The 25453-nt window shown below is 70.3% G+C and carries 23 protein-coding genes, 2 tRNA genes and 1 pseudogene; 22 read left to right on the top strand and 4 right to left on the bottom strand.

Annotated elements, in window-relative coordinates; all coding sequences use genetic code 11:
• The first annotated feature begins 319 nt into the window (after nucleotides 1-319).
• From dnaN to R4Z63_RS15785, 11 genes are all read left to right on the top strand, one after another.
• The gene (gene dnaN, locus R4Z63_RS15735) at nucleotides 320-1450 is read left to right on the top strand and encodes a DNA polymerase III subunit beta (RefSeq protein WP_384449101.1); all 1131 of its coding nucleotides are present in this window, start codon (nucleotides 320-322) and stop codon (nucleotides 1448-1450) included.
• Between the two features lie 256 nt (nucleotides 1451-1706).
• Nucleotides 1707-2582 (top strand): phosphogluconate dehydrogenase (NAD(+)-dependent, decarboxylating), encoded by an 876-nt coding sequence (gnd, locus tag R4Z63_RS15740; RefSeq protein ID WP_037920403.1) that lies wholly within the window; start codon nucleotides 1707-1709, stop codon nucleotides 2580-2582.
• A gap of 69 nt (nucleotides 2583-2651) precedes the next feature.
• Nucleotides 2652-3815: a DNA replication/repair protein RecF gene (gene recF, locus R4Z63_RS15745; protein WP_037920404.1), complete on the top strand. Its 1164-nt coding sequence runs from the start codon at nucleotides 2652-2654 to the stop codon at nucleotides 3813-3815.
• Nucleotides 3812-4345 (top strand): DciA family protein, encoded by a 534-nt coding sequence (locus tag R4Z63_RS15750; RefSeq protein WP_384449105.1) that lies wholly within the window; start codon nucleotides 3812-3814, stop codon nucleotides 4343-4345. The genes recF and R4Z63_RS15750 overlap by 4 nt, the downstream gene beginning before the upstream one ends.
• A gap of 305 nt (nucleotides 4346-4650) precedes the next feature.
• Nucleotides 4651-6672, top strand: a complete 2022-nt coding sequence (gyrB, locus tag R4Z63_RS15755; RefSeq protein ID WP_037920407.1) for a DNA topoisomerase (ATP-hydrolyzing) subunit B — start codon at nucleotides 4651-4653, stop codon at nucleotides 6670-6672.
• A 45-nt stretch (nucleotides 6673-6717) separates the two neighbouring features.
• Entirely contained in the window at nucleotides 6718-9336 is a 2619-nt protein-coding gene (gyrA, locus tag R4Z63_RS15760; RefSeq protein WP_037920409.1) for a DNA gyrase subunit A, read from the top strand.
• A gap of 3 nt (nucleotides 9337-9339) precedes the next feature.
• Entirely contained in the window at nucleotides 9340-9990 is a 651-nt protein-coding gene (locus R4Z63_RS15765) for a DUF3566 domain-containing protein (RefSeq protein ID WP_384449108.1), read from the top strand.
• 117 nt (nucleotides 9991-10107) lie between these two features.
• Nucleotides 10108-10181 (top strand) — tRNA-Ile (locus tag R4Z63_RS15770).
• 145 nt (nucleotides 10182-10326) lie between these two features.
• Nucleotides 10327-10461, top strand: a complete 135-nt coding sequence (locus R4Z63_RS15775; RefSeq protein WP_208809277.1) for a DLW-39 family protein — start codon at nucleotides 10327-10329, stop codon at nucleotides 10459-10461.
• Nucleotides 10462-10583: 122 nt separating this feature from the next.
• Entirely contained in the window at nucleotides 10584-11720 is a 1137-nt protein-coding gene (locus R4Z63_RS15780) for a hypothetical protein (protein WP_491522554.1), read from the top strand.
• 67 nt (nucleotides 11721-11787) lie between these two features.
• The gene (locus R4Z63_RS15785; protein ID WP_491522555.1) at nucleotides 11788-11913 is read left to right on the top strand and encodes a hypothetical protein; all 126 of its coding nucleotides are present in this window, start codon (nucleotides 11788-11790) and stop codon (nucleotides 11911-11913) included.
• A gap of 111 nt (nucleotides 11914-12024) precedes the next feature.
• On the opposite strand, the gene R4Z63_RS15790 is transcribed toward R4Z63_RS15785, so the two are convergent.
• Both R4Z63_RS15790 and R4Z63_RS15795 read right to left on the bottom strand, forming a co-directional pair.
• Nucleotides 12025-13362 (bottom strand): serine/threonine-protein kinase, encoded by a 1338-nt coding sequence (locus R4Z63_RS15790; RefSeq protein WP_384449114.1) that lies wholly within the window; start codon nucleotides 13360-13362, stop codon nucleotides 12025-12027.
• A 61-nt stretch (nucleotides 13363-13423) separates the two neighbouring features.
• Nucleotides 13424-13972, bottom strand: a complete 549-nt coding sequence (locus tag R4Z63_RS15795) for a helix-turn-helix domain-containing protein (RefSeq protein ID WP_031156000.1) — start codon at nucleotides 13970-13972, stop codon at nucleotides 13424-13426.
• A 162-nt stretch (nucleotides 13973-14134) separates the two neighbouring features.
• On the opposite strand from R4Z63_RS15795, the gene R4Z63_RS15800 reads away from it, so the two are divergent.
• Nucleotides 14135-14207: transfer RNA gene (locus R4Z63_RS15800), tRNA-Ala, on the top strand.
• Between the two features lie 194 nt (nucleotides 14208-14401).
• On the opposite strand, the gene R4Z63_RS15805 is transcribed toward R4Z63_RS15800, so the two are convergent.
• On the bottom strand, nucleotides 14402-14551 hold the full coding sequence (locus R4Z63_RS15805; protein WP_157840210.1) for a hypothetical protein: 150 nt from the start codon (nucleotides 14549-14551) through the stop codon (nucleotides 14402-14404).
• Nucleotides 14552-14600: 49 nt separating this feature from the next.
• On the opposite strand from R4Z63_RS15805, the pseudogene R4Z63_RS15810 reads away from it, so the two are divergent.
• Nucleotides 14601-14747: pseudogene (locus R4Z63_RS15810) on the top strand (transcriptional regulator); the annotation flags it as partial.
• Between the two features lie 87 nt (nucleotides 14748-14834).
• Here R4Z63_RS15810 and ddaH (R4Z63_RS15815) read toward each other — a convergent pair.
• On the bottom strand, nucleotides 14835-15701 hold the full coding sequence (gene ddaH, locus R4Z63_RS15815; RefSeq protein WP_037920448.1) for a dimethylargininase: 867 nt from the start codon (nucleotides 15699-15701) through the stop codon (nucleotides 14835-14837).
• 336 nt (nucleotides 15702-16037) lie between these two features.
• Between ddaH (R4Z63_RS15815) and R4Z63_RS15820 the strand changes: the two genes are divergently transcribed.
• Genes R4Z63_RS15820 through R4Z63_RS15860 form a run of 9 tightly spaced genes read left to right on the top strand, consistent with a single transcriptional unit; the run spans nucleotide 16038 to nucleotide 25450 of the window.
• Entirely contained in the window at nucleotides 16038-17351 is a 1314-nt protein-coding gene (locus R4Z63_RS15820) for a lysine N(6)-hydroxylase/L-ornithine N(5)-oxygenase family protein (RefSeq protein ID WP_384449119.1), read from the top strand.
• A gap of 52 nt (nucleotides 17352-17403) precedes the next feature.
• Entirely contained in the window at nucleotides 17404-17772 is a 369-nt protein-coding gene (locus R4Z63_RS15825; RefSeq protein WP_037920456.1) for a cupin domain-containing protein, read from the top strand.
• Nucleotides 17769-19388, top strand: coding sequence for a class I tRNA ligase family protein (locus tag R4Z63_RS15830; RefSeq protein WP_384449122.1), 1620 nt, complete (start codon nucleotides 17769-17771; stop codon nucleotides 19386-19388). Before R4Z63_RS15825 ends, R4Z63_RS15830 begins: the two co-directional genes overlap by 4 nt.
• Nucleotides 19389-19405: 17 nt before the next feature.
• On the top strand, nucleotides 19406-20737 hold the full coding sequence (locus R4Z63_RS15835; protein ID WP_384449125.1) for an MFS transporter: 1332 nt from the start codon (nucleotides 19406-19408) through the stop codon (nucleotides 20735-20737).
• A gap of 14 nt (nucleotides 20738-20751) precedes the next feature.
• A complete protein-coding gene (locus R4Z63_RS15840) occupies nucleotides 20752-22005 on the top strand; it encodes an ATP-grasp domain-containing protein (RefSeq protein ID WP_384449128.1) in 1254 nt (417 codons plus the stop codon).
• Complete coding sequence (gene ddaH / locus R4Z63_RS15845; protein ID WP_037920466.1) at nucleotides 21998-22822, top strand: dimethylargininase; 825 nt, start codon at nucleotides 21998-22000, stop codon at nucleotides 22820-22822. Before R4Z63_RS15840 ends, ddaH (R4Z63_RS15845) begins: the two co-directional genes overlap by 8 nt.
• Entirely contained in the window at nucleotides 22819-23154 is a 336-nt protein-coding gene (locus tag R4Z63_RS15850; RefSeq protein WP_037920467.1) for an avidin-fold protein, read from the top strand. The genes ddaH (R4Z63_RS15845) and R4Z63_RS15850 overlap by 4 nt, the downstream gene beginning before the upstream one ends.
• Nucleotides 23151-24947, top strand: coding sequence for an ABC transporter substrate-binding protein (locus R4Z63_RS15855; RefSeq protein WP_037920468.1), 1797 nt, complete (start codon nucleotides 23151-23153; stop codon nucleotides 24945-24947). The genes R4Z63_RS15850 and R4Z63_RS15855 overlap by 4 nt, the downstream gene beginning before the upstream one ends.
• Nucleotides 24947-25450 carry a YbaK/EbsC family protein gene (locus tag R4Z63_RS15860; protein ID WP_037920470.1) on the top strand — a complete coding sequence of 168 codons (504 nt, stop codon included), beginning with the start codon at nucleotides 24947-24949 and terminating at the stop codon, nucleotides 25448-25450. Before R4Z63_RS15855 ends, R4Z63_RS15860 begins: the two co-directional genes overlap by 1 nt.
• The last annotated feature ends 3 nt before the right edge of the window (nucleotides 25451-25453 follow it).

The raw sequence follows: 25453 nt of genomic DNA on the forward strand, positions 1-25453 counted from the left end.
GGGACACCGTGTTGTCCACCGGTGCCACCCACAGGGCCGGTGGATAAAAAACGCCCTCTGACCTGCAGCAACAGGGTTATCCACCGTTTCCACAGGCCCTACTACTACCCCCATGGAGAGTGAGGCCGGTTTCGGTTTTCAAGCAGGACCTGTGCACAACTCGCCGGTCGTCCGTCCCGGCACCTCGCTCCCGACTTGACCTCCGGCCGCAGCGAGTGTCGGCGCCGTACGTCAGACTGGTCCCCGGCGTCGGTCGAGGCATCGACGAGCCGACGACGAAGGCCGGCAGACGAGCGAGCAACAGCAGGAGGCGGTTCCGGTGAAGATCCGGGTGGAGCGCGACGTACTCGCGGAGGCGGTGGCCTGGGCGGCCCGCAGCCTCCCGGCCCGGCCGCCGGTGCCCGTCCTCGCGGGCCTGCTGCTCAAGGCCGAGGACGGCACCCTGAGCCTCTCCGGCTTCGACTACGAGGTTTCGGCCCGGGTCTCGGTCGAGGCGGACGTCGAGGAGGACGGCACCGTCCTGGTGTCCGGCCGGCTGCTCGCCGACATCTGCCGCGCCCTCCCCAACCGGCCGGTGGAGATTTCCACAGACGGTGTGCGGGCGACCGTGGTCTGCGGCTCCTCGCGATTCACACTCCACACCCTTCCTGTGGAGGAGTACCCGGCGCTGCCGCAGATGCCGACCGCGACCGGCACCGTGTCCGGCGAGGTCTTCGCCGCCGCTGCCAAGCAGGTGGCCACCGCCGCGGGTCGCGACGACACGCTGCCCGTGCTGACCGGTGTGCGCATCGAGATCGAGGGCGACCGCGTCACCCTGGCCTCCACCGACCGCTACCGCTTCGCGGTCCGCGAGTTCCTGTGGAAGCCGGAGAACCCGGAGGCGTCGGCGGTGGCCCTGGTGCCCGCCAAGACGCTCCAAGAGATCGCCAACTCGCTGACCAGCGGTGACACCGTGACCCTGGCCCTTTCCGGCTCCGGTGCGGGCGAGGGCCTGATCGGTTTCGAGGGCGCCGGCCGCCGTACCACCACCCGGCTGCTCGAGGGCGACCTGCCCAAGTACCGGACGCTCTTCCCGACCGAGTTCAACTCCGTCGCCGTGATCGAGACCGCCCCCTTCGTCGAGGCCGTCAAGCGTGTGGCCCTGGTGGCCGAGCGCAACACCCCGGTCCGCCTGAGCTTCGAGCAGGGCGTCCTGATCCTGGAGGCCGGCTCCTCCGACGACGCACAGGCTGTGGAAAGGGTCGACGCCCAGCTGGACGGCGACGACATCTCGATCGCCTTCAACCCGACCTTCCTGCTGGACGGCCTCAGCGCGATCGCCTCGCCGGTGGCCCAGCTCAGCTTCACCACGTCGACCAAGCCGGCACTGCTCAGCGGCCGCCCCGCGGTCGACGCCGAGGCGGACGAGGCCTACAAGTACCTGATCATGCCGGTGCGGCTGTCCGGCTGACGCACCACCCTTCGACGCCGGGCCCGGGTCCCGCACGCTGCTGCGGTCCGGGCCCGGCGCCGTCCACGGGCCGGTGAGGGCACCGTGGGAAACCAGGAAACCCGGAAAGCCGGACCGGTCGCCATGGAGCGCCCGCGGGGCCGGCCGACGCGGCCCGGCGTAGGCTCGGATCCGGTGGGCGACCCCTGCGCGTCCTGCGAGGACACGGCCGGGGCAGCCCCGGCAAAGACGGCCACAACGCTTAAGGAACCACCTGATGGAGCTTGGTCTCGTCGGTCTCGGCAAGATGGGCGGCAACATGCGCGAGCGCATCCGCCGCGCAGGCCACACCGTCATCGGATACGACCGCAACCCGGACCTCGCGGATGTCCACAGCCTCCGGGAACTCGTGGACAGCCTGCAGGCCCCCCGCGTCGTGTGGGTCATGGTCCCCGCCGGCGCGGCGACGCAGTCCACCATCGACGAGCTGGGCGAGCTGCTCTCGATCGGCGACGTCGTCGTCGACGGCGGCAACTCCCGCTGGACGGACGACGAGAAGCACGCCGAGGAGCTGGCGGCCAAGGGCATCGGCTTCGTCGACTGCGGTGTCTCCGGCGGCGTGTGGGGGCTGGAGAACGGCTACGCGCTGATGTACGGCGGCGCCAAGGACCACGTCGCACGCGTCCAGCCGGTCTTCGACGCCCTCAAGCCCGAGGGCGACTTCGGCGCGGTGCACGCCGGCAAGGTCGGTGCGGGCCACTTCGCGAAGATGGTTCACAACGGCATCGAGTACGCCATGATGCAGGCCTACGCCGAGGGCTGGGAGCTCCTGGAGAAGGTGGACTCGGTCACCGACGTCCGCGAGGTCTTCCGCTCCTGGCAGGAGGGCACGGTCATCCGTTCCTGGCTGCTGGACCTGGCCGTGAACGCCCTCGACGAGGACGAGCACCTGGAGCGGCTGAAGGGCTTCGCGCAGGACTCCGGTGAGGGACGCTGGACGGTGGAGGCGGCGATCGACAACGCCGTGCCGCTGCCCGCGATCACCGCGTCGCTGTTCGCCCGGTTCGCCTCGCGCCAGGAGGACTCCCCGCAGATGAAGATGATCGCCGCCCTGCGCAACCAGTTCGGCGGGCACGCGGTCGAGAAGGCCTAGCCGCCCGCGGCCGGGCAGCAGCACAGCACCACGAAGAGCAGTAGGGAAGCCGGGGGAGGTCGGCGCCGTATGCATGTTTCGCATCTCTCATTGGCCGACTTCCGCTCGTACGCCCGGGCCGAGGTTCCCCTCGACCCGGGCGTCACCGCTTTCGTGGGCCCCAACGGCCAGGGCAAGACCAACCTCGTCGAGGCGGTCGGCTACCTCGCGACTTTGGGCAGCCACCGCGTCTCCTCGGACGCGCCCCTCGTCCGCATGGGCGCGGACCGGGCGGTCGTCCGCGCGGCCGTCACCCAGGGCGAGCGCCAGCAGCTGGTCGAGCTGGAGCTGAACCCCGGCCGCGCCAACCGGGCCCGCATCAACCGGTCCTCCCAGGTCAGGCCGCGGGACGTGCTGGGGATCGTGCGGACGGTGCTGTTCGCGCCGGAGGACCTGGCCCTGGTCAAGGGCGACCCGGGCGAGCGTCGGAGGTTCCTGGACGAGCTGGTCACCGCGCGCTCCCCGCGGATGGCCGGGGTCCGCTCCGACTACGAGCGCGTCCTCAAGCAGCGCAACACCCTGCTGAAGTCCGCGGCGATGGCCCGCCGGCACGGCGGCCGCCAGGGGGCATCCTCCGGACGGGGTTCGGGGGCGGACCTGTCCACGCTCGACGTGTGGGACCAGCACCTCGCGCGCGCCGGCGCCGAGCTGCTCGCGCAGCGCCTGGAGCTGGTCGGGACGCTGCTGCCGCTGGCGGACAAGGCCTACGAGCAGCTCGCACCCGGCGGCGGCCCGCTGGGGCTGGCGTACAAGTGCTCGGCCGGCGAGCCGGTGGACGGCGGCGCGGCACGCACCCGCGAGGCCCTCTACGAGGTGCTGCTGGCCGCGCTCGGCGAGGCGCGCAAGCAGGAGATCGAGCGCGGGGTGACCCTGGTCGGCCCGCACCGCGACGACGTGGTTCTGCGGCTGGGGGAGCTGCCCGCCAAGGGCTACGCCAGCCACGGCGAGTCCTGGTCGTATGCGCTGGCGCTGCGGCTGGCCTCCTACGAGCTGCTGCGCTCCGAGGGCAGTGAGCCGGTGCTGATCCTGGACGACGTCTTCGCGGAACTGGACGCCCGCCGCCGGGAGCGGCTGGCGGAGCTGGTGGCGCCGGGCGAGCAGGTGCTCGTGACGGCGGCCGTGGACGACGACGTCCCGGGGGTGCTGGTGGGGGCACGGTTCGGGGTGTCCGGCGGCGAGGTGACCCGGTTGTGAACGAGCAGGGCAAGGACCCGCAGCAGCGGCGCAGGGCTCCGGAGGCCTCCGGGGTGGATCTGGCCCGCCAGGCCCTCGCCGCGGCGCGGGAGCAGGCGCGGGCCCGGGGCAACGCGGCGATCGGCCGCAAGCACCAGCAGCCCGGGCTGAGGTCGGGCGCCCGTGCGGACGGCCGCGACCCGATGCCGCTGATGGCCGCGCTGGACCGGCTGCGCACCGAGCGCGGCTGGGAGATGCCGATGGCGGTGGCGGGCGTGATGGAGCGCTGGCCGGAGATCGTCGGCCCCGAGATCGCGGCGCACTGTGAACCACAGCGGTACGAGAACCGTGAGCTGGTCGTGAGGTGCGACTCCTCGGCGTGGGCGGCGCAGCTGAAGCTGTTGGCCCCGCAGCTGGTGGCGCGGCTGAACGCGGATCTGGGGCAGGGCACGGTCCGCCTGATCAAGGTGCAGGGCCCGGGTGGACGTCCGAAGGGGTACGGGCCCTGGCGGGCTCCCGGGAGCACCGGACCGGGCGACACCTACGGGTGAGTAGCGTCCACGGGCGGCCTTCGCGGCCGCCTCGGCGGGTGGCGTCCCTCACGGTAGCCGGAGGTTGACAGCCCGAAGCGCTGGAGGCCCGCGTGAGCCACTTAGAGCCCCTGCCCGGATGTGGGGAGTCGGAGAGTGGAGGTTCAGGGCGGCACATGCGGACTCAGGTACCGGCAAACCCCCATTCATGTCCGTGGTGCCGGTAGACTGGAGCAAATCCCGCCCGTTCGCGGGATTACGCAGACAACGCAGATCGACGCGGCCGCTCCCGCCGGCGCACTTGCTGGTCCGGAGTACGGGCTGCGCTGTGCCAGAAAGGGCGCTTCGTGGCCGATTCCGGCGACTCCAACGAGAAGAATTACGACGCCAATGCGATCCAGGTCCTCGAGGGCCTGGACGCGGTCCGCAAGCGGCCGGGTATGTACATCGGCTCGACGGGTGAGCGTGGTCTTCACCACCTCGTCTACGAGGTCGTCGACAACTCGGTCGACGAGGCGCTGGCCGGGCACGCGGACACCATCGACGTGACGATCCTCGCCGACGGTGGGGTGCGCGTCGTCGACAACGGGCGCGGCATCCCGGTCGGCATCGTTCCGTCCGAGGGCAAGCCGGCCGTCGAGGTCGTCCTGACCGTGCTGCACGCGGGCGGCAAGTTCGGTGGCGGCGGCTACGCCGTCTCCGGCGGTCTGCACGGTGTCGGTGTTTCCGTCGTGAACGCCCTGTCGACCAAGGTCGCGGTCGAGGTCAAGACGGACGGGCACCGCTGGACCCAGGACTACAAGCTGGGCGTGCCGACGGCCCCGCTGGCCAAGAACGAGGAGACGGACAGGACCGGCACCTCGGTCACCTTCTGGGCCGACGGCGACATCTTCGAGACGACCGAGTACTCCTTCGAGACGCTGTCGCGGCGCTTCCAGGAGATGGCCTTCCTCAACAAGGGCCTGACCCTGACGCTGACGGACGAGCGCGAGTCGGCGAAGGCCACGGCGGGCGCGGACGACCCGGACGCGGACACGGCCGAGCCCCAGGCGCGCACGGTGAAGTACTACTACGAGGGCGGCATCGTCGACTTCGTGAAGTACCTGAACTCGCGCAAGGGCGAGCTGATCCACCCGACCGTCATCGACGTCGAGGCCGAGGACAAGGAGCGCATGCTCTCGGTCGAGATCGCGATGCAGTGGAACTCGCAGTACACCGAGGGCGTCTACTCCTTCGCGAACACGATCCACACGCACGAGGGCGGCACCCACGAGGAGGGCTTCCGCGCGGCGCTGACCGGTCTGGTCAACCGCTACGCGCGGGACAAGAAGCTGCTCCGCGAGAAGGACGACAACCTCGCCGGCGAGGACATCCGCGAGGGTCTGACGGCGATCATCTCGGTCAAGCTGGGCGAGCCGCAGTTCGAGGGTCAGACGAAGACCAAGCTGGGCAACACGGAGGCCAAGACCTTCGTGCAGAAGGTGGTCCACGAGCACCTGAACGACTGGTTCGACCGGAACCCGGTCGAGGCCGCGGACATCGTCCGCAAGGCGATCCAGGCGGCCACGGCGCGCGTCGCGGCCCGCAAGGCCCGCGACCTGACGCGCCGCAAGGGCCTGCTGGAGAGCGCCTCGCTGCCAGGCAAGCTGTCCGACTGCCAGTCGAACGACCCGACCAAGTGCGAGATCTTCATCGTCGAGGGCGACTCCGCCGGCGGCTCGGCCAAGTCCGGCCGCAACCCGATGTACCAGGCCATCCTGCCCATCCGCGGCAAGATCCTGAACGTCGAGAAGGCGCGCATCGACAAGATCCTCCAGAACACCGAGGTCCAGGCGCTGATCAGCGCCTTCGGCACCGGTGTGCACGAGGACTTCGACATCGAGAAGCTCCGCTATCACAAGATCATCTTGATGGCGGACGCCGACGTCGACGGCCAGCACATCAACACCCTGCTGCTGACCTTCCTCTTCCGCTTCATGCGCCCGCTGGTCGAGGCCGGCCACGTGTACCTGTCGCGTCCGCCGCTCTACAAGATCAAGTGGGGCCGTGACGACTTCGAGTACGCGTACTCGGACCGCGAGCGCGACGCCCTCGTGGAACTCGGCAAGCAGAACGGCAAGCGGATCAAGGAAGACTCGATCCAGCGCTTCAAGGGTCTGGGCGAGATGAACGCCGAGGAACTGCGCGTCACCACCATGGACGTGGACCACCGCGTGCTCGGCCAGGTCACCCTCGACGACGCGGCGCAGGCCGACGATCTGTTCTCGGTGCTGATGGGTGAGGACGTCGAGGCCCGGCGCTCGTTCATCCAGCGCAACGCCAAGGACGTCCGCTTCCTCGACATCTGAGTCGGCCCGACGCTGACCGCCGCCTGAAAGGATTTCTGACCAGCAATGGCCGACGAGACCACCCCCACCGCAGAGAATCCCGCGGACGAGGAGCCGCAGCTGCGCATCGAGCCCGTCGGGCTCGAGACGGAGATGCAGCGCTCCTACCTCGACTACGCGATGTCCGTCATCGTCTCGCGTGCGCTGCCCGACGTACGGGACGGCCTCAAGCCCGTCCACCGTCGTGTGCTGTACGCGATGTACGACGGCGGCTACCGGCCCGAGAAGGGCTTCTACAAGTGCGCCCGCGTCGTCGGCGACGTCATGGGCACCTACCACCCGCACGGTGACAGTTCCATCTACGACGCCTTGGTCCGCCTGGCCCAGCCGTGGTCGATGCGCATGCCGCTGGTGGACTCCAACGGCAACTTCGGCTCGCCGGGCAACGACCCGGCGGCCGCCATGCGCTACACCGAGTGCAAGCTCATGCCGCTGGCCATGGAGATGCTCCGGGACATCGACGAGGAGACCGTCGACTTCCAGGACAACTACGACGGCCGCAACCAGGAGCCGACCGTCCTCCCGGCCCGCTTCCCGAACCTGCTGGTCAACGGCAGCGCCGGCATCGCGGTCGGAATGGCCACCAACATCCCGCCGCACAACCTGCGCGAGGTCGCGGCCGGTGCCCAGTGGGCGCTGGAGCACCCGAACGCCTCGCACGAGGAGCTCCAGGACGCGCTCATCGAGCGGATCAAGGGCCCCGACTTCCCGACCGGCGCGCTCGTCGTGGGCCGCAAGGGCATCGAGGAGGCCTACCGGACCGGCCGCGGCTCCATCACGATGCGCGCGGTGGTCGAGGTCGAGGAGATCCAGAACCGCCAGTGCCTGGTGGTCACGGAGCTCCCGTACCAGACCAACCCCGACAACCTCGCGCAGAAGATCGCCGACCTGGTCAAGGACGGCAAGATCGGCGGCATCGCCGACGTCCGCGACGAGACCTCCTCGCGCACGGGCCAGCGCCTGGTGATCGTGCTCAAGCGCGACGCCGTCGCCAAGGTCGTGCTGAACAACCTCTACAAGCACACCGATCTGCAGACGAACTTCGGCGCGAACATGCTGGCGCTGGTGGACGGTGTGCCGCGCACGCTGTCGATCGACGCCTTCATCCGCCACTGGGTGACGCACCAGATCGAGGTCATCGTCCGGCGCACGCGTTTCCGCCTGCGCAAGGCGGAGGAGCGCGCCCACATCCTGCGCGGCCTGCTCAAGGCGCTGGACGCGATCGACGAGGTCATCGCGCTGATCCGGCGCAGCAACACGGTCGAGATCGCGCGCGAGGGCCTGATGGGCCTGCTGGAGATCGACGAGATCCAGGCGAACGCGATCCTGGAGATGCAGCTGCGCCGCCTCGCCGCGCTGGAGCGGCAGAAGATCGTCGCCGAGCACGACGAGCTGCAGGCCCGGATCAACGAGTACAACGCGATCCTGGCCTCCGAGGACCGCCAGCGCTCCATCGTGAGCGAGGAACTGGCGGCGCTCGTCGAGAAGTTCGGCGACGACCGGCGCTCCAAGCTGGTCCCCTTCGACGGTGACATGTCCATCGAGGACCTGATCGCCGAAGAGGACATCGTCGTCACCATCACGCACGGCGGCTACGTCAAGCGCACCAAGACCGAGGACTACCGCTCGCAGAAGCGCGGCGGCAAGGGCGTGCGCGGTACGAAGCTGAAGCAAGACGACCTGGTCGACCACTTCTTCGTCTCCACCACCCACCACTGGCTGCTGTTCTTCACGAACAAGGGCCGGGTCTACCGGTCCAAGGCGTACGAGCTGCCGGACGCCGGCCGCGACGCGCGCGGGCAGCACGTGGCGAACCTGCTGGCCTTCCAGCCGGACGAGAAGATCGCGCAGATCCTCGCGATCCGCGACTACGAGGCGGCGCCCTACCTGATCCTGGCCACCAAGGGCGGCCTGGTGAAGAAGACGGCCCTCAAGGACTACGACTCGCCCCGCTCGGGTGGCGTCATCGCCATCAACCTCCGCGAGACGGGTGCCGACGGCGCCGACGGCACCGCCGACGAGCTGATCGGTGCCGAGCTGGTGTCCTCCGAGGACGACCTGCTGCTGATCAGCAAGAAGGCGCAGTCCATCCGCTTCACCGCGACCGACGACGCGCTGCGTCCGATGGGCCGCGCGACCTCGGGCGTGAAGGGCATGAGCTTCCGGGAAGGCGACGAACTGCTCTCCATGAGCGTGGTCCGGCCCGGTACGTTCGTCTTCACCGCGACCGACGGCGGCTACGCCAAGCGGACGGCGGTCGACGAGTACCGCGTCCAGGGCCGTGGCGGTCTGGGCATCAAGGCAGCGAAGATCGTGGAGGACCGCGGGTCGCTCGTCGGGGCGCTCGTGGTGGACGAATCGGACGAGATTCTCGCCATCACGCTCAGCGGTGGTGTGATTCGTACGCGCGTCAATGAAGTCAGGGAGACCGGCCGTGACACCATGGGCGTCCAGCTGATCAACCTGGGCAAGCGCGATGCCGTGGTCGGTATCGCCCGCAACGCCGAGGCCGGTCAGGAAGCTGACGAGGTCGAGGTCGACGAGAACGAGACCGAGGGGGCCGACGCACCGGCCGCCGAGGCCGCCGAGGGCACGCAGCCTTCGGCCGGGGAGCACGAGGAGTAAGTCGTGAGTGGAGCCACGGGCGCCGGACCGGCCAGAACTGGAGCGAACGGTGCCCGTGGCCCCGCCGCGGACTCCCAGGGGGGAACCGTGACGGACACCCGAGGACCGCAGGCGCCGGACGAGGCCGAGGCCAAGTCCGCCGCCGGGGCGGAGCAGGACGGGCCTGCGCAGCCGTATCAGCCGCCGCAGGCCTACTCGGCGCCCGCGGGCCCCGGCGCGCCGCGCGCCGGCGGCGCGGCCGCCACCCAGCGCAAGCCGCGTACGCAGGTCCGTACGGCCCCCAGGACGCGCAAGGCGCGGCTGCGGGTGGCCAAGGCGGACCCGTGGTCGGTGATGAAGGTCAGCTTCCTGCTGTCGATCGCGCTGGGCATCTGCACGGTCGTGGCGGCGGCGGTGCTGTGGATGGTCATGGACGCGATGGGCGTCTTCTCGACCGTCGGCGGCACGATCAGCGAGGCGACCGGCTCGAACGAGGGCAACGGCTTCGACCTGCAGGCGTTCATGTCGCTGCCGCGCGTGCTGATCTTCACGTCGGTGATCGCGGTGATCGACGTGGTGCTGGCGACGGCGCTGGCGACGCTGGGCGCGTTCATCTACAACCTGTCGGCGGGATTCGTCGGCGGCGTCGAGCTGACCCTCGCCGAGGACGAGTAGGCCTTCCGGGGAAGCGCCGGTGACGGGTCGGATGACCTGCGCAGACGCCCGCCGGTAACCGATTTTGGCCTGACCGGGTCTGTGCGCTAATCTTCAGGAGTCAGCGCGCAGCGCGGAGGGGCTATAGCTCAGTTGGTTAGAGCGCATCCCTGATAAGGATGAGGCCACAGGTTCAAATCCTGTTAGCCCCACAGTGTTGAAGACCCCCAGGCCAAAGGCCTGGGGGTCTTCTTCGTTGGGCCAGTTGGTGAGCCGCCAGGTCACCGATCGGTATCGGTCGGTGTGTATTGTTGGGCGCCAGAAGTCCCCTACGTCAACGAAAGACGAGGTCGCGCGGTGAAGAAGCTGCTCCTGGTCGCACTGGCCGCCATCGGCGGGCTCCTCGTGTACCGCCAGATCCAGGCGGACCGCGCCGAGCAGGACCTGTGGACGGAGGCAACCGACTCCGTGCCCTCTGGTTCCGGTGTGTGAGACCGAAGGCCGAGTTCATGAAGCCCCGGCTGCCGCTGCGGCCGGGGCTTTGTGCTGCTCTGTGACGAAATCTTACGTTCTGCAAAGATTTGGCTTGCGGTAGCAAAAACGGGGTGGGTGTGATGGGTCGGGTACGGACGACAGTGTGGGCGGCGGCCCTCGGCACGGCGCTGGCCGGTGTTCCCGCCGCCGCGTACGCCGGGGAGAGCGCGCCCCAGCCGCCGCCCACCTACCGTGCCGCTGACGGCGCCAGGACGATCGAGGGCACGCCCTCCACGGCGGACGCCCCGCTCATCGAGGCCGGAAACACCTACGAGGACACCATCGGGCCCGGGGACCGCCTCTACCGGCTCGTCCTGGAGCAGGACGGCTCCGACGCCTACGTCTCCGCCGTGCTCCGACCCCCGGCGGGCGCCAAGGTCTCCGGCAGCGACGGCGTCGCGGTGGAACTCATGACCACCGCCGGGCGCTCCTGCCCGGCGAGCATGGGGCGGGCGACCTTCGGCTACGACGCCGTGCCCCTCGCCGCCGCGGGGGTCCGCCGGGGCTCCGAGGACGGCGACTGCGCGCCCGCCGGCGTCTACTACGCGAAGGTCACCCGGACTTCGGCCAAGGGATCCGACCAGAGCCCCTGGCCGATCGAACTCAAGGTCCAGCGCGAACCGGGCCGCGGGCCCGGCGCCCCCACCACCGCGCCCAGCGGCTGGCCCACGGGAGCCCCGTCGCTGCCCGGCACCGAGGCGGTCGGTCGGGCCGGCGGTACCAGCTTCAACGACGCGCGCGCCCTGGGCGCCGGCGTGTGGCGCGACGAGATGCGACCCGGGCAAACCCGCTGGTACCGCGTCCCCTTGGACTGGGGGCAGCGGCTCGGCCTGGGGGCGGAGCTCTCCGCCGCGAAGAAGACGAAGGACTACACCTCCGCGTCGGGCGGACTGAGCGTCAGGCTCTACAGCCCGTTCCGGGGCCCGGTCTCGGGCAAGGACGTGTCCTACGACGGCGTGCAGGCCGGGCTCACCCTGGAGAAGACCGCTCCGGTCGACTACGGAAACCGCTTCTCCGGCGACCGCGGGGTGCGGCCCGTGAGCGTCGCAGGCTGGTACTACGTCGCTGTGACGATGGGCGCGAAGGTCGCCGATTTCACCGAGGACGCGGTACCGGTCCCGCTGACGCTGCGGCTGGAGGTCACCGGTACCGCGGCCAAGGGGGCCCGCGTACAAGGAGGATCCGGCGTCGGGCGGATTCGCGGTCGGGGCCGATGACCGGACGGCGGCACGGGAGGGGCTCACCGCCCCGGAGGCCGCCGAGGCTGCCGGGACCCGCTCGTTGATGCGCGTCGTGGCGGGCGCAGGCTTCGGTACCGGGGCCCTGCTGCTGGCGGTGCTGGGCGGCTGGGTCCTGCTCGGCCGGCGGGACCGCGGCGCGGGCCCGTCCCTTCCGGGTCGGGCCGGCTGAACCCGCGTCGTCCGGTGCCGCGTCGTCCGGTGCAGTGGGGGCCTGCGGGGCCCTGCGGGGCCGTAGGGGCGGGGGCGCGCGCCGTCCCCGGAGGCGCCCGGCGGGCAGGGACTACATCTGCGTGAGGGCCCAGACGCCGACCGCGAAGCACACCAGCGCCGCGGCGAGCAGCGACGCCACCGCCTTCGGCGGAGGCGGGGCGATACCACCGCGCCTGCCGGCCGGCGCGCCGGCCGGGGAGGCCGGGGCCACCGTGGTGGGCGCCCCCGAGGTCCCCGGCGCGGTCGGCGGGGGCAGGTGGAAGCTGCCCGTCTCCGAAGGGCCGTAGGCGGGCGGCCCGTATGCGGGCGGAGGGACCGGGGCCGCGGCCTGCCGAGGGACCGGGTGCGCCGTGGCGGAAGCGCCGCGGGGGTCGGTACGGGTGGGCTCCGCCGCCCAGGTGGCGGCCGAGCCGCCCGGCGCCGCGGTGGGCGGCTGAGGGCCCGCGCCGGAAGCCGCTCCGGAAGCGGACGGCGCGGAGGCCGTGGACGGAGCGGACGGAGCGGAAGCGGGCTCCGAGCGGGCCGTGCCCGTCGGGCCGTCGGGGCCGAATCCGGTTGGGAGCGGACCGAGTTGGTCGAACACCTCCACCGGTTCCTCGCCGGGGGCGGGCGCGGGCAGGAGTTCAACGGCCCCGGCAAGGGCCTTGCGCGCCCCTGTGGCCGTCCGGAAGCGGTTCTGGGGGTCGGGTTGCAGGAGGTTCGCGACGACCTCCCAGAGCGGGCCGGGGACGCCCTGCGGGGCGTCCGGGGTCCCGTGCGCGCGGAAGTGGTCCACCAGGGCCTGGGAGTCGGGCTTGCTGCCCTTGAGGAGGTACAGCGCGACCAGCCCGACGGCGAAGAGGTCCGCGGCGAAGTCGGGCTCGGCGCCCATGAGTTGCTCGGGCGCGAAATAGCCCGGCGTGCCGACCACGTAGTCGGTCTCGGTCAGCCGGGGCTCGCCCTTGCGCATGGAGATGCCGAAGTCGGACAGCCGCAGGTGCGGCCGCCCGCTGCCGGTCGCCTCCATCAGGATGTTGGCCGGTTTGATGTCCCGGTGCACGACGCCTTCCGCGTGCACCGCCGCCAGGCCCGACAGGAGCTGGTCGAGCAGCGTGCACACGAAGCGGGGCGGGAGGGGACCGTAGTCCCCGATCACATGGCCGAGGGAGCCGCCGCCGACCAGGTCCATGGTGAAGAGGACCTTGTCGTCGTCGGCCGCCCAGCTGGCCGGTGCCAGTACGTGCGGGTGGTCGATCCGCAGCGCCTGCTCCCGTACGAACCGCAGGAGCGTGTGGGCGTCGCTCTGCAGAAGCACCTTCGCCGCGACGTACCGGCGACGGCGGTGGTCCCAGGCCCGCCACACGGCACCCGCGCCGCCGCGCCCGATCGGATCGATCAGCTCGTACCGGCCGGCGAAGACCTCACCCATCGCTGCGCCCGTCCCCCGTCACGCCTTGTCCCCCGTCACCTGTCGTCCGCCCCCGTGCGCGTCAGTTCTGGTGTGCCTCGTAGTGCGCGACCGCGTCCGCGGTGCGGCCGGCTCCGTACACCCGGAGGAACTCTGCCAGTTCCGGGTGGCTGGGGGCGAGGCTGTTGGCCGCGTCGATGATGTCGCCGGCCGCGGAGACCGAGCGCAGCAGCGACTGGATCTCGCGGACCACGCGCTTGACGGTGGGCGCGCCGGACCCGGTGGTGGTCTGGCCGCTGCTGCTGAGGACGGATCCCCCCTGGGTCTTCTTGATCTCGTCCATGCGGTCGGCCGCCTCGGCGGCGCTGACGCTGCCGTCGGCCACCTGTCCGGCCAGATCCTGGAGGGCCTGGACGCGCTGGACCACCGCGGGGTTGCCGATCTTGGCGCGCTGGCCGCTCATCAGTTGGGAGAGCATGGGCGCCGACAGGCCGAGTACGGCAGCCAGGCGGGCCTGGTTCAGGCCGAGGTCGTCTATGAGCCTGCGGAAGAGCGCTCCCAGCGGCTCTCCGTACCAGCTGCGCTGGAGCTCTCTGGCTCTGGCCGTGGCCTCTTGCTGTACTGCGTCCACTCTTACTACTCCCCTTCGCTGGTGCGAACCTCGCGAGCATCTTACGGAGAGTGGTCGTGAGGCGGGAGTCCCTATCATTTTGCGAGATGAGGGGGTAAACCCGGTACTCTGTTCTGCGGAACGACCGCATCCCTCACACGGGACAGGTGCGTCCAGTTCCACGGGGCCTTAGCTCAGTTGGTAGAGCGCTGCCTTTGCAAGGCAGATGTCAGGAGTTCGAATCTCCTAGGCTCCACACCACATGCCCCCCGACCTGCGGAAACGCAGGTCGGGGGGCATTTTGCGCGCCCTCGGGGCGACCATCTGTATGGTATATGCATCTATATGCCTGGGGGTGTGTGCAGGGCGCCCGTCCCCAAGTCGACGGGGGCGGCGACGGTTTGGCCGGGTCGTTTCGGCCGCGGGCTCACGGGCCCGCCGGGCCGGCCGTCAGGCCGTGCGCTCGGCGGATCCGCCGCGCAGCAGGGCGGCGACCACGGCGCAGAGGGCGACGCAGACCACGGCGAGGCCCCAGAGCACGGTGTGGAAGGCGGAGTCGTAGGACTGGGCCAGGAAGTGGCCGAACGCCTCGGTGTCCACGGCGCCGGACATCTCGGTGGCGCGGGCGGGGCCGTCGAAGACGGTCGAGACGATCACCCACCACTTCCGGATCCTGCGCGAGGCCGGACTGGTGCGGCAGGTGGACCGCGGCAACAGCCGGGCCGCCACCCTGCGCCGGGAGGACCTGGAGGAGCGCTTCCCCGGCCTGCTGGCGCTGATCCGCACCAACCTCTGACCGGCGCGCGGGGCCCCGTACGACGAGAGACCCCTTCCGGCCCGTGGGAGGGGGGCCGGAAGGGGTCTTCGCCGTGCCGTGCGGGGATCAGCGGTCGCGCAGTTCCAGGGTGCAGCACTTCACGCTGCCGCCGGCCTTGAGGAGTTCGGACAGCTCGACGCCGATCGGCTCGAAGCCCCGCGCCCTCAGCTTCGCGTGCAGGCCGGTGGCCGCGGCGGGAAGGAGCACGTTGCGGCCGTCGGAGAAGGCGTTGAGGCCGAAGACGGCCGCGTCCTCGGCGGAGGCCAGGATCGCGTCGGGGAACATCGCGCGCAGCACGGCCTGGCTGCCCTGGGAGAAGGCCGCCGGGTAGTACATCACCTCGTCGTCCGACAGCACGGACAGCGCCGTGTCGAGGTGGTAGTAGTCCGGGTTGACCAGGGTCAGCGAGGTGACGGGCAGCCCGAAGAACTCCTGGGCCTCCGCGTGCGAGCGCGGGTCGGTGCGGAAGCCCGTACCGGCGAGCAGGCGCCGGCCGACGGTGAGGATGTCGCCCTCGCCCTCGTTGACGTACTCCGGCCACAGCGTGTCCGTGTAGCCGCGGCCCTCCAGCCACCGCAGGTACGCCGGACCCTCCGCCGTGCGCTCCGCGTGGCGGAAGCGGGCGCCGTAGACCTTGCCGTCCACGACGGTGGCGCCGTTGGCCGCGAACACCATGTCGGGCATGCCCTCCAGCGGCTCTATCTCCTCCACCATGTGGCCGAGTTCGAGGTACAGGTCGCGCAGGCCCTCCCACTGGCTCACGGCCAGCGCGTTGTCCGTGGCGTGCTGCGGGTTCATCCACGGGTTGATCGAGTACGTGACGTCGTAGTGCCGGGGCCGGCACATCAGCAGGCGGCGGCGCGTGGCGACACGGGCGGTGGACCCGGAAAGGTGCGGGGCGCCGGCGGGGGTGATGGCCTCGGTGAGCGGCACGGAGGGCTCCTTCTCATGGGGTGGTGATGGAAGCCCGGCGGCCGAGGGATGGTCGGCCGGCCGGATACGTCTGAAGCGGCTGATCGCTCCGTCCCATGGAAAAACGCCTCCGCATTGACCGGAAGGCTCGGAGGACACCGGCCAATCAACGCCCCTCACCAGGTCCGCACCCGAGTTGATTGTCCGTGCCGGTGATGTGTTCCGGGCAATCGCACGGCGCCGTGGAATGAGGTCATCAACCGGTTTCGCAAGGCGGGGAACGGAGCCGCACAACGGCCCGAGGCCTCCTGCCTGACCGTACCAACCTGTCCACCTGTTCCATCTGGAGGTACTTCCATGGCGCATCGCAACGTCGAACTGCTCGCAGTCGGTGCAGGTCCGGCGAACCTGGCGCTGGCGATCGCCGTCGAGGAGCTCGCTCCCGAGCTGGCCGGCGACACCCTGCTCATCGAGCGCGAGCGCGACATCGTGTGGCAGCGCGGCATGCTCCTGCCCGATGCCCTCAGCCAGGTCTCCTTCCTCAAGGACCTGGTCACCCTGCGCAATCCGACCAGTCGTTTCTCCTTCGTCAACTTCCTCCACGCGCAGGAGCGCCTGGACGCCTTCGTCAATCTCGCCAGCTTCGTGCCCTATCGCAGTGAGATATCCGAGTACCTGCAATGGGTGGCGGACGAACTCGACACGGTGAAGGTCGAATACGGCCGTGAATGCACGTCCGTCGAGCCGGTCACCGGAACGGACGGGGAGGTTTCCGGCTGGGTGGTGACGCTGGCCGACGGCGACACCATCAGCTGCCGCTACCTGGTCATCGGCGCGGGCCGCGACGCCCACGTCCCCGAGGTGTTCGCCGGCCTGCCGGCCGACCGGGTCATCCACAGCACGCAGTACAGCCAGCGGATCGGCGAGGTGCGCAAGGACCTGCCGCACCGGGTCGCCGTAGTCGGCGGTGCGCAGAGCGCGGCCGAGCTGTTCGGCGCCGCCCTGCGGGACCTGCCCGAGTGCAAGCCCACGATGATCATGCGCTCCATCGGCCTGAACGGTTACGAGAGCAGCAAGTTCACCAACGAGCTGTACTACTCGTCCTTCATCGACGAGTTCTACGAGTCCTCGCCCGAGGCCCGTCAGCAACTGCTCGCCGAGATGTACCGCTCCAACTACGGCGGCCTGGCCCCGGCCACCCTCGACGGCCTCTACCGGCAGTTCTACCAGGACCGCCGCAGCGGCGAGGAGCGCCTGGGCATGCAGCCGATGACCGACGTGGCCGCCGCGCGGATGGACGGCGAGGAGGTCGTCCTGACCCTCGTCGACCGCAAGTCGGGCACCGAGCGGGAGATGCGCACCGACCTGGTGCTGCTGGGCACCGGCTTCGTCCGCGCGATGCCGTGGGCGGTCAAGGCCCTCGCCGCGGCGATCGGGCTCGACGAGATCAACGTCAGCCGCAACTACCGGCTCGACCTCGGCCGCCCGGCGACCGCCGCCGTCTACCTGCAGGGCGTCAACGAGGCCACCCACGGCATCGCCGACTCGCTGCTCAGCGTGCTCGCGGGACGCTCCGCCGAGATCACCCAGGACATCCTCACCCACCGCCGTTCCCGGTCGGCGGAGTTCACGGCCGAGGCGCGGGAGCTCGCCCTCGCCGGCGCGGTCTGAGCACCGCACGCCCCCACGAGCCACACCGCATGACGAGGAGAGACCGAACCACATGCTCACCAAGCAACTCGACCGCGAAGCACTGACGCACGAGAACGGTCTGGACGCCCAGCGCCTGCTGCCCTGGCCCGAACTCAACGCCCCCTTCGAAGGCTCCTGGTGCGTGATCCGCCCCGGAACCGCCTCGACGGCCCACGCCCACCACGAGTACGAGATCTTCATCGCCGTCGCCGGCTCCGCCGTCCTGGAGTCGGAGGGCGTCCGCAAGCCCTTCGTGAAGGGGGACATCGTCCACTTCACCCCCGGCACCGCACACCGGGTGATCAACGAGTCGGACGCGGACTTCGAAATGTATTCGGTCTGGTGGGACCTCGACATGACACAGCGGTTCGCAGCACGCCACGAAGGAGCCCCGGCATGACACCCCGTACGGTCATCATCGCGCCCCCACCGACCCCCAACGGGGACCTGCACACCGGGCACCTGGCGGGCCCGTACATCGCCGGCGATGTGTACGCGCGCTACCTGCGCGCGTCCGGCCGTCCGGTGGTCTTCACCAGCGGCACCGACGACAGCCAGACCTACGTGGTCTCCAGCGCCGCGCGCGCCGGTCTGACCCCGGAGGAGCTGGCGCTGCGCTCGGCGACGCAGATCCGCGCCACCCTGGAGGCGGCCGGGATCTCCGTGGACGGCTTCGCGCCCTTCGACAAGGGCTACCGACAGACCGTCGTCGACTTCGTCACCGACCTCCACACCGACGGTGCGTTCCGGCTGAAGACGGTGCGGCTGCCCTACGTCGAGGCGACGGGCGAGTACCTCATGGAGGGCCTCGTCGCCGGCGACTGCCCGGTCTGCCTGGTGGAGAGCCGCGGCGGACTCTGCGAGTCCTGCGGCCATCCCAACAACTTCGACGAGCTGCTGCGCCCGCGCTCCACCGTCGACCCGGACGCCGTCGTCACGCACCGCGAGGCGCAGATCCTGGTGCTGCCGATGGAGGAGTACCGCGACCGGCTCGCCGACTACTACGTCCGCCACCGCGACATGCTGCGCCCGCACACCGCGCAGCTCATCCGGGAGGCCCTGGACCGGCCCCTGCCGGACTTCCCGATCACCTACCCGACCGGCTGGGGCATCCCGGCCCCCTTCACCGAGACCCCGGACCAGGTCCTCAACGCCTGGGCCGAGGGCATGGCCGCCTCGATGTACTGCACCTGGTGGGCCGCCGAGCAGCTCGGTGAGCACGCCGACCGCTACGACGAGCACTGGCTCGCCGAGCACGGCATCGAGCTCGTCTACTTCCTCGGATTCGACAACGTCTACTTCTGGGGGATGACGCACCTCGCGCTGCTGATGGCGCACGGCGACCGGTACGTCGAGCCGCACGCGATCATCTCCAACGAGTTCTACGAGCTGGAGAACCAGAAGTTCTCCACGAGCAAGGGCCACGTGGTGTGGGCCGCCGACCTGGTGGCCGAGGTACCGCGGGACCTGGTCCGCTTCTACCTGGCGCTGACCGCTCCGGAGCACTCCCGCACGAACTTCAGCCGCGAGGCGCTGGAACAGCTGTCGGCCGACCGCCTGGTCGAGCCGTGGAACCGGCTCGCGGGCCGCCTGGAGGAAATGCTGGCCGGAACACCGGCCGACGCGGTGCTGCCGCTGTCCGAGACCGGCGCCGAGCACGCCGCCATCGTCGTCGAGCGCTTCCGTTCCCACTACGAGCTGGAGAGCTTCAGCCTCCACCGGGCCGCCGACCTCCTGGTCGTCCACCTGGACCGGCTGCTGAAGCAGGCCGACCGCGTCGCGGTGGACGTACCCACCGACCTGGGCGACCTGGTGCTGGCCGTCCGGACCCTCATCGCGTGCGCCGCCCCGCTGCTCGTCGACCTCGCGGCCCGTGCCGAGCAGGCCGGCGCCGATCTGACCCTCCCGGCCGGCACGACCGCGGCCACCACCGTCGCGCCCCTGCGACTCCCCCTCCTGTCCACCGTCGTGGGGGCCTTCGAGCCCCTGCCCGTGCCGGTCGACGTCCGAGCCTGACCTCCCGAGGAGCACCCGTGTCCACGATCGCCCCGCCCCGACCCAATCGGGCAGAACGACTGCTCATCCCCGCGACGTTCATCACCAACCTGGGCAACGGCATCCAGCTCACCGCCGCTTCCTACCTGGTGTTCACCGAAGCCAACACCATGCTCGCGGTGAGCTGGCTGATGATCGCCGTCACCATTCCGCAGGTGGCGCTGTCCCTGTTCTTCGGCAAGCTCGCCGACCGCTTCGACCGCCGCACCCTGGCGATGATCTCGGACCTGGCCAGCGCGGCCGCCGCGATCGGCCTGCCCGTCTGGCTGGCCCTCGGCGGGAACCCCTCGACGGTCAGCTACGTCGCCAGCTTCATCCTGTCGATCTCCGCGGCCCTCTTCTTCCCGGCCAGCAACGCGCTGATCAAGGAGCGCATCCCGGAGTCCCGGCTCGCCCAGTTCAACGGCAACTCCGAGATCGCCATCCAGGCCGGCACGCTCGCTTCCGCGGCCCTCGGCGGCTGGGTGATCGTCTGGGTCGGCACCACGTCGCTCTTCTACTTCAACGCGATCACCTTCCTGGTCTCGGCCGCCCTGCTGTTCTTCATCGGCCGCCGTCCGGCGGGCGAGGCCACCCGTGCCACCGAGGCCGCCGCCAAGGCCGCCGCCGCGACGGTCGCCGCCTCCGCCACCCGCCCGCCGCTGGCCCGTCTGGCGCTGCTCTACATCATCGGCAACATCGTCATCATCGTCGGCAACAGCATCATGCTGGTCCTGGTCATCGACGGCTTCAAGTCCAACGCCGGCTACCTCGGCATCGTCGACGCCCTGTTCGGCATCGGTGCGCTCTTCGCGGCCTGGGCCTTCAAGAAGATCAGCTCCAGGGCCACCGTGCTGAAGACGGCCCTGATCGGCTACCTCGCCTTCGCGGTGCTGCTGTCGCTGGAGTCCCTGCACCTCTACGCGATGATGGCCGTCATCCCCTTCGCCGCCATCGCCTTCTGCGTGGCGCGCATCTCCGCCCGCACCGCCCTCATGAGCGCGGCCCCCGAGGAGAAGACGGGCTTCGTCTTCGGCGCCACCAACGCCTTCGGCCTCGCGGCCGGCACCGCCGCCGTCGTCCTGATCTCCCTGCTCGTCGACTCCACCAACGTCAAGAACGGCTTCTACGCCCTCTCCGTCCTGGTCGTCGTCATCGCCTCGCTCACCATCCTGTCGCTGCGCAAGCACGACCGTGAGGTCGCCGCCGCTGAGGCCGCCGCCAAGGCCGCCGAGGCCGCCGAAGAGTCCGAGCCCGTCGCGGCCGCCGAGGCCGCCGAGCCCGTCACGGCCGGGGCCGAGGCCCGCGAGTCCGTCCCGGCCAGGGTCTGAGAGGAGGACCGGACATGAAGCTGCTCGCCATCGAGGCCAGCCAGAACGCCACCTACTACGTCTCCCGCTACCAGCAGATCGAGGAACGCGGCGCCCAGGTCTTCGTACTGAACGGCATCGGAACCGAGGACTTCTGGGACGCGGACCGCTACCGGATCGCCGGATCCAAGCACATCGAGGACATCGTCACGGCCGCCAAGGCCTGGCACGCGGAGGAGGACTTCGAGGGGGTCCTGACCTTCTCCGAGTCCGGGGTCGTCACGGTGGCGGTCGTCGCCGAGGCGCTCGGACTGCCGAGCATCGGCTTCGAGGCCGCCCGCACCAGCCGCAACAAGCTGCTCATGCGCCAGGCGCACGAGCGCGGCAGCGCGGCGCATCCCGGGTTCCGCTACGCCCCCGACGTCGAGGCGGCCCTGGCCGCCGGCGAGGAGCTCGGCTACCCGCTGATCCTCAAGCCGACCCTCGGCGCCGCCAGCAACTTCGTCTTCAAGGTCGACGACCCCGAGGAGATGCGCGCCCGCTTCGCGGACGCCACCTCGGGCATCGAGACCATGACCTGGGCGCTGATGGAGGCCGACGGCCTGGACCTCGGTCCGCACGGGATCATCGTCGAGGGCTACCTCGACGGGCACGAGCACCTCATCGAGGCGCTGGCCTGGGACGAGGAGGTGTACCTCGGCTCCATCGTGGACCGGATCACCGTCGAGAGCGGAACCTTCGACGACGACGTCCACCACGCGCCGAGTTCGCTGACCCCGGAGCAGGTCGCCGCCGTCCACGAGGTGGTCCGGGACGCGGCCCACGCGCAGGGACTGCGCCGGTCGGTGCTCCACGCCGAGGTGCGCTTCCACCAGGGCAGGCCCTTCATCCTGGAGATCGCGATCCGCCCCGGAGGCGGCGGGCTCGACCACATGGCCCGCATCAGCGCCGGCCACGACCCCATCCAATGCGTGTCGGACGTGGCCCGCGGCATCCGGCCCGATGTCTCCCACTACGCGCCGACCGAGGTGCACACCGCCGCGATGTGCCTGATCAGCGGCGCCGGCACGGTCGAGTCGATCGACGTGCCGAGCGAGGTGGCCGAGGACCCGGCGCTGTTCTTCCTCAAGATCACCGCCACCCCGGGCAGCGTCATCAAGCGGCCGCCCGCGGGCAACAACATCCTCGGCTTCATCGGGGCCACCGGCACCTCCTTGACCGAGGCGCTGACCGCCGCACACGTCGCGGCCGGCCGCATCCGTACCGAGATGAGGCCCGAGCATGGCTGAGACCGTCCGGCGCACCGCCACCAGGCGCCACTACCTGATGTGCCGGCCCACCCACTTCGAGGTGAGCTACGCGATCAACCCGTGGATGAACCCGGACAAGCCGATGGACGCGGCTCTGGCTCTGGCCCAGTGGGAGCGGGTCCGGGACCTGTTCCTCGGCCTGGGCCACGAGGTCTCGTACATCGACCCGGTGCCCGGCCTGCCGGACATGGTGTTCTCGGCCAACGGCGCCACCGTGGTCGACGGGAAGGTCCTGATCGCGAAGTTCCGCCACCAGGAACGGGCGGCCGAGGCCGACGCCTACCGGGCCTGGTTCGAGGAACACGGCTACACCGACATCAAGGTCCCGGACCGCGTCAACGAGGGCGAGGGCGACTTCGCCCCGGCCGGCCGGCGGATCCTGGCCGGCGCGGGATTCCGCAGCGACCCCGGCGCGTTCGAGGAGCTCCGCGCGTTCTTCGGCCTGCCCGTGGTCGGCCTGGCCCTGACCGACCCCCGCTTCTACCACCTGGACACCGCGCTGTGCGTCCTCGACGACGACCTGGTGATGTACTACCCCGCCGCCTTCTCCGACGAGAGCCGGGCCGTGCTGCGGGAGCTGTACCCGGACGCGATCCTCGCGACCCGGGAGGATGCCGAGGCCTTCGGCCTCAACGCGGTGAGCGACGGACTGAACGTGGTCCTGACGGAGACCGCGACCGGCCTGATCGATGAGCTGAGGGCCCGCGGATTCGAGCCCCACGGCGTGGACATGTCGGAGCTGCTGAAGGCCGGCGGCGCGGTCAAGTGCTGCAGTCAGGAGATACGGGCCACGTGATCGACTACGACGGCAGGAGTTTCCGCAACACCGGATACCCGAAGGACGAGGACGCCCCCGTCGGCCACTACCGCCAGGAAGGGGACCTGCTCTGGGCCGACTTCGACGGGGGGCCCGTCCGCCGCGGTTCGCTCAACGGGCGCGTGGAGCCCGACGGCAACCTCGAATTCGCCTACACGATGGTCCTCGCGAGCGGTGAAGTGATCGCGGGCAGGTGCTGGAGCACCCCCGAGTTCCTCGACGACGGACGGATCCGGCTCAACGAGCGCTGGGAGCGCTACGGGGCCCACTCGGACAGCGGTGAATCCGCATTGGAGGAAGTACGGACATGACCCCGCCCACGACCCCGCTCCGCGGGGGGAGCGTGACCTGGGCCTGCACCAGCGGATTCAGCCCGGTCTTCATCTTCCCCTTCACCCCCGGCGAGTACTACGGGGTGGCCAACCTGCACGAGTTCCAGACACTGATGTACCGCCCGCTCTACTGGTACGGCTCCGGCGGCCAGCCGACGGTCGACTACGAGCGCAGCCTCGCCGAGCCCCCGGTGTGGAGCGAGGACGGCCGCACGGCGACCATCACCGTCAAGCCCTACCGGTGGTCGAACGGCGAGACCGTCAACGCCGACAACGTGATGCTGTGGATGCACCTGCTGGAGGCTGAGAAGGACAGCTTCGGCGGATACACGCCGGGCTTCTTCCCGGACAACCTGACCGGCTACGAGAAGGTCGCCGAGGACAAGGTGAGCTTCACCTTCGACCGCGCCTACTCGCACAACTGGGTCCTGATGAACCAGTTCAGCACCATCACCCCGCTGCCCAGGGCGTGGGACCGCACCGGCGACGACCGGCCGGCCGACGCCACCCACGACCCGTCCCAGGCCTCGGCGGTCTACGCCTACCTGAGGGCCTGCAACGACGAGCGCAAGAGCTGGGACACCAGCCCCGTCTGGGGTGTGGTCAACGGCCCCTGGAAGCTGACGCGTTACACCATCGACGGGGTGTCGGGCGAAGCGGTCCTGACGCCCAACGAGAGCTACAGCGGCCCCAACAAGCCCTACCTGGACGAGTTCCGGCTGATTCCCACCGGCTCGGACACCGAGCAGTACGAGATGCTGCGCCGCGGACCCGAGGCGGTCGACGGCGTACAGGTCGGATTCCTGCCCTTCGACGAGGTCACGGAGCCGGCCGAGGACCTGCTGGCCGGCGGGCCGAACCCGCTCGGCGAGCACTACGACCTCGTCCCCCAGCTCACCTACAAAATCCATTACTTCCCGATCAACTTCAACAACCCCACCGTTGCCGGAAAAATCTTCAAGCAGCTCTACTTCCGCCAGGCACTGCAGTCCTGCCTCGACTCCCGGGGCGCCATCCGCGACGTCTACAAGGGCTACGGCTACCCGACCACCGGGCCCATCCCGGCGCTGCCCGACAGCCCGCTGCTCTCCCCCGCCGCGCACGACGACCCGTACCCCTTCGACGTCGAGGCGGCCCGGACCTTCCTGACCGGGAACGGGTGGGACATCAGTTCCACGCCGGGCGTCTGCGTCCGTGAGGGCACCGGCCCCGGTGAGGCGGGCGAAGGCATCCCGGCCGGCACTCCGCTGCGGTTCTCGATGCGCTACGCCGCGGGGCACGAGACCCTCACCGAGGTCATGCGAAAGTTCGCCGCCGACGCCGCACGGGCCGGCATCGAGATCGTGCTGACCGAGGTCGAGGCGAGCGTCCTGGTCCTGGAGGACACCACCTGCACCCCCGGTCCCGACAGCCCGTGCCTGTGGGAGTTCAGCGACTGGAACGGCGGCTGGGGCTACGGCCCGGGCTTCTACCCCACCGGTGAGGCCCTCTACTCCAGCGGATCCTCCGTCAACTTCGGCAGCTACAGCGACCCGAAGGCGGACGAGCTGATCGCCCGGACCGTGGTCAGCGACGACCTGGAGGACCTGTACGCCTACCAGGACTACATCGCACAGCAGGTTCCGGTGATCTGGATGCCCAACTTCCCCTTCCGCCTGCTGGAGGTCGCCAAGGGCCTCCAGGGCGTCGCCCCGATCAACCCCTTCGGACTGATCAACCCCGAGGACTGGCACTACGCCGGCACGGCCGCGGAAGAGGCGGAGGCCCACTGATGTACCGGACGCTGCTCGACCTGCTCGACCTGCACCAGGCCCGCTACCGCCTGATCGACCACCCGGCCGAGGGCCGCACGGACCTCGCCAGCGTGCTGCGCGGGCACCCGCTGGAGCAGGCCGCCAAGTGCATCATCGTCCGCGTCAGCATCACCAAGCGGGTCGGCAAGTACGTGCTCGCGGTGGTCCCCGGAGACCGCCAGGTCGACCTGGCCGCGGTCGCCGCGCTGTTCGGCGGAGGCCGCACCGCCTTCGCCACCCCGGAGATCGCCGAACGGCTGGCCGGCAGCGTCTGCGGCACCGTGATGCCGCTCAGTTTCCACCCCGACCTCCACCTCGTCGTGGACGAGGGCCTGGCACTCACCGAAGAGATCTACTTCAACGCGGCCCGCCTGGACCGCTCCGTGGCCCTGTCCACCTCCGACTACCTCGCCATCGCCAAGCCCGTGCTGGCCGCGATCGCGACGGCCGGGGACCGGGTCCTGACCAACTCCGCGAGGTGACGA

The organism is Streptomyces sp. PL-29 (assembly GCF_058344425.1).